The organism is Micromonospora taraxaci, from assembly GCF_007830095.1.
Taxonomy (GTDB): domain Bacteria; phylum Actinomycetota; class Actinomycetes; order Mycobacteriales; family Micromonosporaceae; genus Micromonospora; species Micromonospora taraxaci.
In genome coordinates, this window is sequence record NZ_VIWZ01000001.1 from 3137873 (window position 1) to 3150903 (window position 13031).

Sequence of the window (13031 nt, forward strand, 5' to 3'; positions counted from 1 at the left end):
GGTGCAGGCGGGGGATCGTGTCGGTGATCGGTACGAGTTGACGTATCCGGTCGGTCGCGGAGGAATGGGTCAGGTCTGGGCCGGCTTCGACGAGCGGCTCGACCGGCCGGTGGCGATCAAATTTCTCCGGCAGTTGGACGTGCCGGAGGACGAGCGTGAGACGGCGGGCAAGCGTTTCAGGCGGGAGGCGAGAGCGACCGCCAGGCTCGACCATCCCGGAGTGCCGGCCGTACACGACCTGGGCGTACATCGCGAAGACCTCTTCCTCGTCATGCAACTCGTACCGGGAATTGTTCTCGCCGACCACATCGCCGAGCAGGAACGACTGTCTGTCGGCGAGGCGGTTTCCATTGCCGCGCAGGTCTGTTCGGTGCTCGTGGCAGCTCACAGCGCCTCGCTCGTGCACCGTGACTTGAAGCCCCACAACCTCATGATCACCCCATCGGGGGTGGTCAAAGTGCTCGACTTCGGCGTAGCCGCGCTGCTCGGCCCGGCCGAGGCCTCGCGCCTCACCGCGACCGGGCGCACGCTCGGCACCCCTGCCTACATCGCACCCGAGCAGGCGCAGGGCGGCCCGGTGGGCCCTGCCGCCGATTTATACGCCTTGGGCTGCATCTTCTTCGAGATGCTCGGCGGAAGCCCTCCCTATGAGGCGGCGAACGCACCAGAAATGATGCGCCGTCACATCGACTCACCGATTCCCATCATCACTGAGTATCGATCGGATGTGCCCGACGATCTGGCGCATCTCTTGTATTGCCTGTTAGCCAAGGACCCAGCGGAAAGGCCAGCGTCGGCTGGCGAGGTTCGTCAGATCCTTACGCCGTTCCTCGAAAACGGTGAATCACCAGGGCTCGTGGCCGCACGATCGGACGACAAGGTTCCCGGCCCTGCCCCCGTCTCGGTTCCGCCGCAGAAGGTCAAGCGGGAACTGGTGGAGTTGCGGGCGCAGGCGAGGGAGTTGGCCGAGAATGAGCGCTTCGTGCAGGCCGCCGAGGTGTTGCAGCGGGCCCTTCGCTTGGTGCCGCAAGGCGGTGCGCCGCTCGCCGCCGAGATCGTGGCGCTACGAGTTGATATCGCGAACCTCCTGATGCTTGCAGGCGATTTCCGGAAGGCGCGCCGCGCTTTCGGGGCTCTGGCACAAGATCTGGAGCGGTCGGGCGGGGGCCAGGACCTAGTCGAGGAATGTCGACAGCAGGTAATGGCCTGTCAGCTTGAACTGGGCGAGTGCGCTGACGCCACCGATGCGCTCTCGAGGCGTTAGCTCATCGCGACGTCGCCCGTGTCCCGGCAGATCCTCTGCCATCCGTTGCTGCTCACGGTTGAGTGGGTTCGAGCATCCGCACGGTTCCTGATTCCCTTACGCAACACTGCATGAGCCGTCCCTGCAACTCGCGCGGGTTGCAGCAAAGAAAGTCAGCGCAAAACGGCGAAAGTGGGCCTGAAACGTTGCTTCTCCAATGCGGCCATCACAGGCTGATCACAGCACGGCGGCCGGCCGGTCCCCCCGAACGGCCGCCGTGCTTCCCAGGACAGCCCTCGCCGAGCAGTGAACCGTACCGCTGAGAACTGGGGTTTCAGGGGACGGGTGTGCCTCCACAGGATGGGCGGGCAACCCGCCCATCCACGGCCAGGAAAGGCGGACGGACGTGAACGCTCCAAACCGGCGATCAACCGCGACGGGTAGTGGCGCGACCTACCGCTCCGCTGCGTACACAAGTCTGTTGCCGTGGCAGGTGCGTGAGCGTCGCTTCGCGCCAGTCGGGTTCGGGCGCCGCGGCTTGAACCCCGACGACGTGTACGCCTTCCTCGACCGGGTCGCCGTCGACATGGCCGCCGTCTACGCCGCTCTCGCCGAGAGCCGCCGCGAGACCGCCCGGATCAAGGCCGGGCTGCGCCGCTGGCAGACCGAGCAGGCCGGTGCCCGCAACGAGCGGGGCCAGGCCCGATGAGCCAGCGGTACGTCATCCACCTGCCCGTCGTCGCCAACGACCTGCCGGCCGCGCAACGCCTGGCCAGGGTCATCGGCCGGTGGATGCTGGTGTTGCCGATGGCCGACCCGGGGGAGACCACCGTGTCCGAGGAGGACCAGCAGTTCCTCCGCCACCGGGTCTTCTGCGACCTGCGGCTGCCTGGTGGCCGGCGTTGCCTCCTGCGCGACGGCCACGACGGCGACTGCACCCGTCGGCTGCGCCGCTGACACAACCAGACGATCCGGCATCTCAACTGCCCGTTGTGCCGAGTGCGGTGATGATCATCAGGCCGCTAACGTGCGCAGCACGGGAGGTGGCGGGGATGGTCGCTCGGCGTTGGGACGCCAGGTTCGAGGAGGAGCACCTTGTCCTCCGGCGTTGGCGGTTGCTGCCGTGGCCGAAGGCCTACGTCAGGCGAATACCGCTGGCCGAGATCCTCCATATCGGATCATTCACTGCAACCGACCATGCGAAGCGACACGCCCAACTTTCCGTTCAGAACACGTCGGCACCAGACCTGACCGAGGTCATCCCGGTCAGTTTCACGCGGGAGCAGTGGACGTTCGCCGGCTGGTTCATGGAGGAACGGCGTGCGGCGATACGGCGAGCCTCACCGACCAGGCCGCCGCAACTCCGTCCGAAGGCATCGTCGGGTCAGGTGGCCCTGTCCTGCCCGCCGGCCGACCTGGCGGCCCCGTCCCGCCCGGCGACCGACTTGGCGGCCCTGTCGCGGCAGCGGGCGCAGCTGGCGGCTGCCCTACGAACCCACCTTGCGGCCAGGCAGGCCTCCACCACGCGGGGGCAGGCGCAGCTGGCGGCTACGCTACGAGCCCACCTCGCGGCCAGGCAGGCTTCCACCACGCTGAGCATGCCGTCGACAACCCCAGTGATGCGGGCCGGCGACGGCAAGCTGCCGGTGTGGCTGTGGCTTGAGGATGGTGAGGTTCACGGGTCCCTCATCTCAGCCGGCAACGCCTCACCGCGGCATTTGACCCCAGCCGATGTCGCCCATCTCCTGCTCGCTGACCCGTCCCGGGCGATGCCGGCGATTCGTGCGCTCACCGGCATCGTGGACAGACAGCTTGCCCTGGCTCACCTGCGGAGCTGGCAGCGGCCGGACCGGGTCGTCGTCAACTTGGGCGCCTCCGACCTCGCCGGGCGGCGAGTGACAGAGGCCCAACAGAAGCCAGGCCGGAGCAACCCGGACGGCACTGTGCGGACTGTGTCAGGTGGCCTTCCAAGTCTGAACAAGCGCCGACGATGAGGACCAGCCACGGAGACCCCGGCCCGCGTCGGACCGACCAACGTCAACCCTCGGAGGCGATGCCGGGGTCTCCGCCACGCCTCACGCGGTGAGCGAGCCCAAGCTGAAGCCGTCGAGCTGGTTGATCAGTTCGTCGTCGCGGGTCACCTCGTAGCCGCGTTGGCGCAGCTCGGCCACCAGTTCACTCTCGCCAGCGACCGGAACCTCCAGGTAGTCGCCGTCGTGCACGGTGACCTGACGCTTGCCGTACCGGTCCTGCAGGTCCTGCGGCAGCAGCGTGAACGCCCGCTCGGTGACCATCCGCGGCCAGGTTCCGTCCTCGACCGCACGCACCTCGCTGATGGTGAAAGGCTTGTCGTCGGCGTACCCGTCCTCCGGATCGTGGTATTCCGGACCGGCGGGGTTCCACAGGTGAGTCATCCGGACCTGCCGCGCCTCGCCCCACGTGCGCGCGGCGGCGAGCGCCCGGATCTCCGCGGCCTCCTCGGTCGCGGTGCCGGCGTCGGCGAAGGCGAGGCAGTCGTGTGCTGTGGCGCGTCCGTAGACCAGGTGCTGGTGTTGCGTCGTCATGGCGCACATCCTGCCTCAGACGTACGACTTCCAAGATCGTCTTACGGCCGGGGCCCTCTCCGCCGGTCGGTTGACCGCTAGGCTGGCCCCCCACGGTCTCCCCACCTGGAGAAACGCCCATGTCCGACAGCGTCTTCGCGCAGTTCACCGCCGACGACGACCAGCTCGAAGTCGGGTTGCTCGTGCAGCCGGCGATCAACGCCGCCCTGGTGCACAACCGGGTGCCGTTGGTCCGTCACCTCACTCTCGTGAACCGCGGCGCGGTGCCGCTGACCGACGTGACGCTGACGCTGGAACTGCGAGGCCCCGACGGCGCGCTGACCGACCCGTGGACGCGCACCCTGGCCGCGCCGTTGCGTCCCGGCGCGAGCACGAGCTGGGACGACTTCCGCGACTTCACGCCCGACCGCAAGCTGCTGTACCGCACCGACGAGGCGTTCCCGGTCGACTACCGCCTCATCGTCGAGACAGCCGACAACGACGTGACGTTGGTCGCCCCGTCGCGAGTGTTGGCGCACAACGAGTGGTTCAACAGCCCTGCCCTCTACGACAGCCTGGCGGCCTTCGTACAGCCGAACACCCGGGCGGTGGAGGCGGTCCTGCGGGCGGCCGCGCAGCTCCTGCTGGCGCGGACCGGCTCCGGCTCGTTGCAGGGCTACCAGGAGGGTTCGGAGCGGGCGGCGTTGATCGCCGGCGCCGTGTACGAGGCGCTGCGCCAACTGGAGATCACCTACCAGACCCTGCCGGCGTCGTTCGAGAACACCGGCCAGAAGGTACGCACGACAGCCGCCGTCCTGGACGGGCGACTCGGTAACTGCCTCGACCTGTCCGTCACGTACGCCGCGTGTCTGGAGGCGGCGGGGCTGCACCCGCTCATCTTCGTCAGCGCGGGGCATGCCTTCGGTGGCTTCCTGCTGGAGGAGGAGCGGCTGGGCTCGGCAGCGGTGACCGAGACCAACCTGCTGATCTCGATGGTGGACTCCGGCCGGGCCGTACCGGTCGAGCTGACCCGTATCGGGCCGGGCGCGCAGTCGGCGACCTTCACCGAGTCGGTACGCGTCGGGCTCGGGCACTTCCGTGGCGACGGCGAGCGCATGCAGGGCGTCGTCGACGTGCACCTGGCGCACCGCTCGGGCATCCAGCCCTTGCCGTCGCCCGACGAACTGATCACGCCTGCCACAGTCGACGCCGAGGCGACGCTGGAAATAACAGCATCCCTCGACCTTCCGCCCGGCGTCGCCGCCGCGAAGCTGCGTCAGCTCGCCGACGACGGCGACGAGGTGGCGCAGCAGTCCGACGGGTCGCCGGCCCGGATCCAGCAGTGGAAGAAGTCGCTGCTCGACCTGAGCCTGCGCAACCCGCTGCTCAACCTGCCCAAGCGCGGCCGTGGCCTGGACCTGCACGTGCCGGCGGGTGCGCTGGCCCTGCTCGACGACCTCATCCACGACGGCCGTCAGGTGCAGGTCATCCCGCAGGACGACATCAGCCACGTCCACGAGCTGGCAGGGGCACGCCGGGCGCAGGACCTCGACGCCGAGATCCTGACCCGGGAGCTGCGTACCGATCGCCGGGTCTATGGCGCGGTCACCGACGCCCGGTACAAGACGGCGATGCGGGCGCTGCAGCGCGAGGCGCGCACGATGGAGCAGGAGACCGGCAGCAACTACCTCTACCTGACCATCGGCACGCTGGTGCACACCAAGACGACCGGGGGAGAGGCGTACGCGCCGCTGTTCCTCCTGCCGGTACGCATCGAGGGTGGCAGCGGCCGTCGCCCGTACGCGATGGTCATCGACGGCACCGAGGTCGCCAGCCCGAACTACTGCCTGATCGAGTGGTTGCGGGTCAAGCACAGCGTGCGGATCCCGGAGTTGGAACAGCCGGTCCTCGACGAGCACGGCATCGACATCGCGAAGACCCTCGCCGCGATCAACACGGGGTTGCTCGACAACAGGCTCAACTACCGCATCGACGAGACTGCCAGCCTTCGGCTGCTGCAGTTCTCCACCTTCCAGATGTGGCGGGACCTCACCGACCACTGGCCCCGGTTCATGGAGAACCCGGTCGTCCGGCACCTGGTCGAGTCGTCCGGTGCCACCTTCGACGACCCGGCCCGCCCCGACGACGCCGAGGTCCTGGTCGACGAGGCGGACCTGCACCTGCCGATCCCCGCCGACGGCTCGCAGATGCAGGCGATCGTGCGCGCCGAGCGCGGCCACTCCTTCGTCCTGGAGGGCCCGCCCGGCACCGGCAAGTCGCAGACCATCACCAACATGGTCGCCCGCGCGGTCAGCACCGGTCGGTCAGTGCTCTTCGTCGCCGAGAAGCAGGCCGCGCTGGAGGTGGTGAAGCGCCGCCTCAAGCAGATCGGCCTCGGGCCGTTCGCCCTGGACCTGCACGGGCGTAAGCAGTCCCTCAACGCGATCCGCCAGCAGCTGCGTGACGCCCTCGACCAGTACGACCAGGGCGCCGACGGCACGTGGACGGCTGTCGAGACGGCTTACCGGACGCGGCTCGCCCCGCTGGCCGAGTACCCGGCCCAGGTGCACACCACGAACCCCGTCGGGATGTCGCTCTGGTCGGCCTACGAGCAGACCTTGGCGTACGGGGACGGCCCGGTCGCCCCGATCCCGGTGGCCTACCTGCACACATCGGCCGAGGCACGCGCACAGGTCGAGACGACACTGCGGGAGTTCCCGGCCGCCGCCCGGTCGGCCCGACTCCGGGCGGCGCACCCGTGGGCGCTCAGCGGTTGCCGCACCCTCGACGGGTTGCACGGCGCGGCGGTCACCGAGATCGCCGGTGAGCTGGAACGTCTCCGTGTCGACCTCGCCGCGTACCCCCGTCTGGTCGAGCTGCTGCGGACCCTGCCCGCCCCGGAAACCGTGAGCGAGTTGCAGGCGGGCGCCTGGCTCGCCGTACGCGGACTGCTGCCGGACCGGGCGACCACGGTGCACGCGAGCGATCGGCGCTGGGACGAGGCGATGGCCCGGCTCCAGGCGGACCTGGCGGCCTTCCGGCAGGGCTTCGCCGGTGAGCTGGCGACCTTCCGGCCGGACGTGTTCGCCCGACCGGAGCTGACCACCTGGCACGGTGAGGCCCAGGAGGCGGCGAAGCGGTTGTTCGGCAAGCGCAAGCGCCGACAGGCCATCGCGGACCGGTTGGCAGTGCACGTGGTCGCCGGTGCCACGCTCGACGTGGATCAGATCGAGGTGCTCACCGGCCGGCTGGTCGCTGCCCAGGCACAGGCCGCCGCGCTCCACCACCACCTGCTGGCGCTCGGTGGGCTGCGGCTGCCGCAGTGGCTGCCCACTGACCCGAACGCGCAGGAGCGGCTGACGGAGGCCATCGAGGCGACCCGGGTCAGCCGGACGCTGCTGAGCCAGCATCCGCAGGCCTGGGAGCTGTTCCAGAGCGGGTTCACCGACGTTGGGGCGGCTCTGCTCGACAGGTTCGCCTCGCGGTGGCGGGCCTGGCGCGGGGTGCTGCGCTCCGGCGGGCCGGAGCTGACGCTGTGGGCCGCCGGTTCGCACTGGGTCGACGCCTGGCAGCGCGACGGCGCCGTCTGGCTGCAGGAGTTGCGGGCCGAGGAACTGTTCCCGCTGCGCCGATGGGCGACCGTCCTCACCCACGCCGACGTGCTGGCCTCGGCCGGCCTCACCGACTACCGGGACCAACTGCTGCGCGCCGAGGTGTCCGCGCAGGTCGCGGAGGAGGTCTACCGGCGGGGAGTCGCGACCGCGTCGCTCGCCGAGCGGGTACGCGCCGGCGGCCTGCAGTATTTCGACAGCGAGCTGCACGACGATCAGATCAGCCAGTTCGAGGCCGCTGCCGGTGAGCTACGGTCCGCGCTGCCGACGCAGCTGCCGTCGGTGCTGGTCCGGCGCCGCCCGTTCAGCCCGACCGACAGGCGTGGCCGCTTCGCCGATTTCGCGGCTGAGCTTCGCCGCAAGCGGGGCGGGCGGTCCTTCCGGGAGTTGTTCGAGCAGTACCCGGACGCGGTGCTGGCGTTGACCCCGTGCGTGCTGGTCAGCCCGGCGTCGGCGGCGAACTTCCTGGCGCCGGGGAGTCAACGCTTCGACCTGGTCATCTTCGACGAGGCCTCCCAGATCCGCGTGGCGGAGGCGATCGGCGCGATGGGTCGGGGCAGCGCCGTGGTGGTGGTCGGCGACTCCCGGCAGATGCCGCCGAGCAGCATCATGCAGGCCAGCCACACCGTCGACGAGGTCGAGGACGGCAACGGCCCGGTGCCGGAGGACCTGGAGAGCATCCTCAGCGAGGCCGTCGAGTCGGGGTTGCCGCAACGCTGGCTGTCCTGGCACTACCGTAGTCACGACGAGTCCCTGATCGCCTTCTCGAACCGCTACTACTACGACAACAAGCTCTCCAGCCTCCCGTCGCCCGGCGCCTCCAGCGCGGCGGGCATCAGTTGGCGACGTGTCGACGGCCAGTACGACCGGGGCGGATCCCGCACCAACGAGGTCGAGGCGCGGGCGATCCTCGCCGACATCACCCGGCGGTTGCACGACCCGGCTACCGCCCACCACTCCGTCGGCGTGGTCACCTTCAACATCCAGCAGCGGGATCTCATCCTCAACCTGCTGGAGGAGAGCGCCGATCCGATCATCCGCGAGCACCTCTTCGGTGCGGTCGCGGAACCGATCTTTGTCAAGAACCTGGAGAACGTGCAGGGCGACGAGCGGGACGTCGTCCTGTTCTCGCTGGCCTTCTCCACCAACCTGGAGACCGGCCAGCTCCCGCTGAGCTTCGGCCCGCTCAGCCAGGCCGGCGGGGAGCGGCGGCTCAACGTGGCCATCACCCGCGCCCGCCGCCAGGTCGTCCTCTACTCGTCCTTCGACCCGTCCGACATCGACCTCGCCCGTACGTCCGCGTTGGGCACTCAGCACCTGCGGGCGTACTGCGAGATGGCCGCCGCAGGCGCGGACCGTCTGGGTGACCTGGCCACCGACCGCACCGAGCGGCGCAGCCGGATCCGCGATGAGGTGGCCGTGGCACTGCGCGACCGCGGCCACGAGGTCCGTACCTCGCACGGCCTGTCCGACTTCACTGTGGACATCGCCGTCCGTAGGCCAGGCTCACCACGCTGGCAGGTGGCCGTCATGCTCGACGGCCCGGACTGGAGCGCACGCCCGACGGTGGCCGACCGGGACTCGGCACCCGCGCTGCTCTGCTCGATCATGGGTTGGTCGGAGGTCGTGCGGTTCTGGCTGCCGGCGTGGATCCACGACCGGTCGGCCATGCTCGACCGGGTCGACGAAGCGGTCATCCGAGCCGAGGCCCTCGCGACCGTCGAACCGGAGCCCGAGTCGTCGTCAGTCGCACCTGGCATCGAGCTGCCGCAGCCACGTTCCGTAACAGACGGGGAGCCGCAGTTTCCGACACCGGCCGCCGAGGTGCCACAGCCGCGCCGCACGGTGGAGGAAGAACCCTTCCCGGGCATCTCGTCGGCCCCCGTCACCGCACTCGCCGCCGCGACCACCGCGCCGGCAACGACAGCGGACACCGTGACGGCAAGCCCGTTCGTTCCGTACGTCCCGACCTCGCTGGGAGACCAGGCCGACCTCGACCTGCTGGCAACCGACCGGCGTGTACGTGATCTCATGCGGAACGGGCTCCGCGAGATCATCGAGAGTGAGGGGCCCATCGAGCAGCACCGGCTCGCACGCCTCGCCCTAGCCCGGTTCGGGTTCCTCCGCACCCGTGAGGACCGGCGTAACGCGGTGCTGGCGCTCGTGGACTCCCGCCACCTGCACACACACCCGACGCTGGGCCGGTACGCCTGGCCCGATGGTGTCGACCCGCAGATGTACCGGGCGTACCGGGTCACCCAGGCGAGCAACGACCGGGCGTTCGAGGAGGTGCCACCCGAGGAGGTGGCCAACGCCTTCGTACACGTGCTGCAGGGCGCGTCGAGCATGGACGAGGAGCGGCTGTTGCGCGCCGGCCTGGAGCGGCTCGGCTACCGCCGACGCACCGAGAGAATCGACAAGCTGCTCCGGTACGGGCTGCACGTCGCCACGACCAGCGGCCGCCTCCGCTTCGACGCGGAGGGTCGCCTCACCCGCGGCTGACGATCGATCTCCATGTCGTCGCCGTGCGAAGGCCGAGTGACCCGCTGCTCCGACGCAACCCCTCGCAGGTCGATTCGTTGGTGCGACGAGGGGTGGACTGAGGAGGACGATGACGGCGGGACCTGGTGCCAAGCTGCTGCGCCCGCCGACGAGTTCGGGCCGAGCCACGTTCCTGGAGCTGTTCTTCGACCTGGCCTTCGTGGTGGCCCTCACCCAGGTCTCGCGACGGTTCGCCGAGCTGGGCGACGAAACCGGCTGGGCGCTCGTGAGCGGGTTCGGTCGTACCCTGCTGCTCTTCCTGGCGCTCTGGCTGATCTGGTCGCACACGGCGTGGATCACCAGCCGCTACGAGCCGGAGCGGTCGATCATCCAGGCCGTCGTGGTCGGCACCATGTTCGCCGGCCTGGTCATGGCGGTGACGCTGCCCCGTGGGATGGAGGAGCGGGCGCTGCCGTTCGTGGTCGCGTACCTGTCGGTCATGGTGGTGCGGCCGTTGGTGATCGCCGCCGCGTTGCGTGGCCATCCGCGACGGCTGGTGCCCTTCCGGCTCGCCATCTGGGCTGCGGCGAGCGCACCGCTCTGGCTGGCCGGCGCCCTGGGCCCGGACCGACTTCTCCCGGCGTGGTGGGCTGTCGCTCTCGGCGTCGACTACCTCGCCTGGATTCTGGGCTGGCCGCTGCCGAAGCTCGGGGCCTCGGAGGTGAGCCGTTGGCGGATCGCCGGGACGCATCTCGCCGACCGTTATCAGCAGATGATTCTCATCGCCCTCGGTGAGTCGATCCTGCTCATCGGCATCGTCTTCGGGGGCGCTGACTACTCCGCCGAGCGGGCGGCGGCCTTCGTCGTCGCGTTCGTCACCAGCGCGCTGCTCTGGCGAATTTACTTCTACCGTGCCGGTCTGCTGCTGACCGATGCGTTGAGTCGCGCGGGTATGCCCGGCAGGTTGGGCACGGCGTCGGAACGTACGCATCTGCTGATCGTGCTCAGCGTGCTCGTCACCGCTGTCGGTTACGAGCTGGTGATCGACCATCCGTACGGGTCGCCGCGGCCGAGTTGGCTGCTGTTCGTGGTGGGCGGTCCGGCGCTCTTCCTCGTCGCCCGGATGCGGCTGGAGTACGAGATCTTCGGCCGGGTCTCCCGAGCCCTGGTGATCGGCCTGGCGGCTCTGCTGCTGCTCACACCGGCGCTGTTCCGCTGGAGGTCGATGGTCTCGCTGTCCGTGGTGGCCGGTGTGTTGGCCCTGGTCGCGCTGCTCGACGCGCTGCGAAGTCGGGGCCGTCCGCTGGACGTGCCCGCCCCACCGGTCGGGCGGGAGCCGTCCGACCGGGACGACTCCGAGGCGTGAACACGCGGCTCAGCGGTCGGTTTCGGCCGACTGGCGCTCGGTGTTGATCCGGAGGAGCCCTTCCACCCCGTGGAGGAAGGTCTCGGACACCAGGGTGGGGTTGAACAGGCATCCGGCGGCCATGGCGCCGTCGCGGAGCATGACGAAGTGCCGCGCGGCAGGGTCAGCCGTCTCCTCGTGGACCTGCGCCATCAGCATGGTGAGCGTGTCCAGGAACCACTGCCGGTGGGCGATGATCTCCTGGTGCACGGGATGACCGGCGTCGGGATACTCCGCCGCGGCGTTCAGGAAGGCGCATCCGCGGAACGCGGGCGACTGGACGTTCTGGGCGATGGCGCCGGCGATGCCGAGGAGCGAGTCGACCGGCGCGGAGTTGGCGGCGATCGCCGCTTCGACCAGTCCACGCTCCAGGACGTGGACTTCCCGCAGGTACGCCAGGATGAGGTCGTCTTTGCTGGGGAAGTGCCGGTAGAACGTGGCCCGGGTCACCTGTGCCTCGGCGATGATCCGGTCGACGCCGACGGAATGGATCCCCTCGGCGTAGAAGAGCCTGGTCGCCGTGTTGAGGAGCCGGAGTCGCGCTGCAGAGGGCCGGGTGTCGGGTTCGGTGCGCGCCATACCCACCAGCATAGCGGATAGAACGGTCAGTCCAGCCAGGCTGTGACCGGTAGAGCGCGGGGCTACGGCTGCTGGAGACGTACGGCCGCTGACCGCGAAGCCTCGGCGATCATGGAGTTGTGGTGGGTGTCGAAGCGCCTATACAACGTCAAGTCGGGCACCACAACTCCATGATCGACTTTGGGGGCGAACGTACCATTTCGCCATGGCACTGGATCCGGGGATGCGGTTTGGTCGGCGGGCGGTGCTGCTGGCCGCTGGCGGCTCGCTGGTGGCGTGCTCGCGGCAGCCCGAGGGGAGCGAGGTCCACCTGCGACTGGCGACCGGGCCGGCGGGAGCGGTCTACCGGCGCATCGGCGGCGCGTTGGCCGACCACATCTCCGAGCAGGTGCCGGGCGCGACGGTGACCACGGTGCCGAGCGGGGCGTCCACCGACAACATCCGGATGCTGCGGGCCGGCGACGTGCACCTCGGGCTGACCAGCCTGGACGCGTTGATCGAGGCCGACGGCAGCGCGCCCCGGGGGCTGTCGGCGATCTGCCGGCTCTACGACAGTCACCTGCATCTCGTGGTGATGGCCGGTTCGGCGATCGACGAGTTCCAGGACCTCGAGGGCAGGCGTCTGTCGCTCGGTGCGCACGACTCGGGCACGGAGTTCACAGCGCTGCGCGTTCTGCGACTCGGCCCGGTGACCGTCGACCGCAGGCATCTCAGCCAGGCCGAATCGGCGGCGGCGTTGCGCGACGGCTCGATCGACGCGATGTTCTCCCTGACCGGTGTCCCGACACCCGCCATCACCGAGCTGGCGCAGCGGCACCCCATCCGGCTGATCCCGTTGGACGTGCAGGCGGGCGGGCTCTTCACCGCGTACCCGGGTCCCTACGCCCCGGCGATGATCCACGCGACTGCCTACGCCGGTGTCCCGGCCACCCGTACCGTCGCCGTACCGAACGTGCTGCTCGCGCGCGACGACCTGCCCGACGACCTGGTCTACGCCATCACCGACACGGTCTTCACGCACACCGGCGCGATCACCTCCGCCGGCCGCGACGACGCCGAAACCCTTCCCGAGGCGTGGCAGATCAACGTGCGTACCGGAATATCGACCGCGTCGGTTCCGCTCCACCCGGGCGCGGCGGCCTGGTTCCGCGACCGGAAGCGGTGACCCG

General features: G+C 69.6%; 9 protein-coding genes. 7 read left to right on the forward strand and 2 right to left on the reverse strand.

Annotated features, from left to right (window positions below; genetic code table 11):
* Position 1 precedes the first annotated feature (1 nt).
* From FHU34_RS14430 to FHU34_RS33670, 4 genes are all read left to right on the forward strand, one after another.
* Positions 2-1264 carry a serine/threonine-protein kinase gene (locus tag FHU34_RS14430; RefSeq protein ID WP_145780662.1) on the forward strand — a complete coding sequence of 421 codons (1263 nt, stop codon included), beginning with the start codon at positions 2-4 and terminating at the stop codon, positions 1262-1264.
* A gap of 385 nt (positions 1265-1649) precedes the next feature.
* Positions 1650-1952, forward strand: coding sequence for a DivIVA domain-containing protein (locus tag FHU34_RS14435; RefSeq protein WP_145780665.1), 303 nt, complete (start codon positions 1650-1652; stop codon positions 1950-1952).
* Complete coding sequence (locus FHU34_RS14440; RefSeq protein WP_145780667.1) at positions 1949-2200, forward strand: hypothetical protein; 252 nt, start codon at positions 1949-1951, stop codon at positions 2198-2200. Before FHU34_RS14435 ends, FHU34_RS14440 begins: the two co-directional genes overlap by 4 nt.
* A 95-nt stretch (positions 2201-2295) precedes the next feature.
* Positions 2296-3237, forward strand: coding sequence for a hypothetical protein (locus FHU34_RS33670; RefSeq protein WP_244312030.1), 942 nt, complete (start codon positions 2296-2298; stop codon positions 3235-3237).
* An 81-nt stretch (positions 3238-3318) separates the two neighbouring features.
* On the opposite strand, the gene FHU34_RS14450 is transcribed toward FHU34_RS33670, so the two are convergent.
* Positions 3319-3807, reverse strand: a complete 489-nt coding sequence (locus tag FHU34_RS14450) for a hypothetical protein (RefSeq protein WP_145780669.1) — start codon at positions 3805-3807, stop codon at positions 3319-3321.
* Between the two features lie 119 nt (positions 3808-3926).
* Between FHU34_RS14450 and FHU34_RS14455 the strand changes: the two genes are divergently transcribed.
* Together FHU34_RS14455 and FHU34_RS14460 are read left to right on the forward strand one after the other, a co-directional pair.
* Positions 3927-9899 carry a DUF4011 domain-containing protein gene (locus FHU34_RS14455; protein ID WP_145780671.1) on the forward strand — a complete coding sequence of 1991 codons (5973 nt, stop codon included), beginning with the start codon at positions 3927-3929 and terminating at the stop codon, positions 9897-9899.
* Positions 9900-10008: 109 nt separating this feature from the next.
* A complete protein-coding gene (locus FHU34_RS14460) occupies positions 10009-11244 on the forward strand; it encodes a low temperature requirement protein A (protein ID WP_145780672.1) in 1236 nt (411 codons plus the stop codon).
* A 9-nt stretch (positions 11245-11253) separates the two neighbouring features.
* Here FHU34_RS14460 and FHU34_RS14465 read toward each other — a convergent pair whose 3' ends face one another.
* Complete coding sequence (locus FHU34_RS14465) at positions 11254-11862, reverse strand: TetR/AcrR family transcriptional regulator (RefSeq protein WP_145780674.1); 609 nt, start codon at positions 11860-11862, stop codon at positions 11254-11256.
* Positions 11863-12067: 205 nt separating this feature from the next.
* Here FHU34_RS14465 and FHU34_RS14470 point away from each other — a divergent pair, with 205 nt between their 5' ends.
* On the forward strand, positions 12068-13027 hold the full coding sequence (locus FHU34_RS14470; protein ID WP_208745000.1) for a TAXI family TRAP transporter solute-binding subunit: 960 nt from the start codon (positions 12068-12070) through the stop codon (positions 13025-13027).
* The last annotated feature ends 4 nt before the right edge of the window (positions 13028-13031 follow it).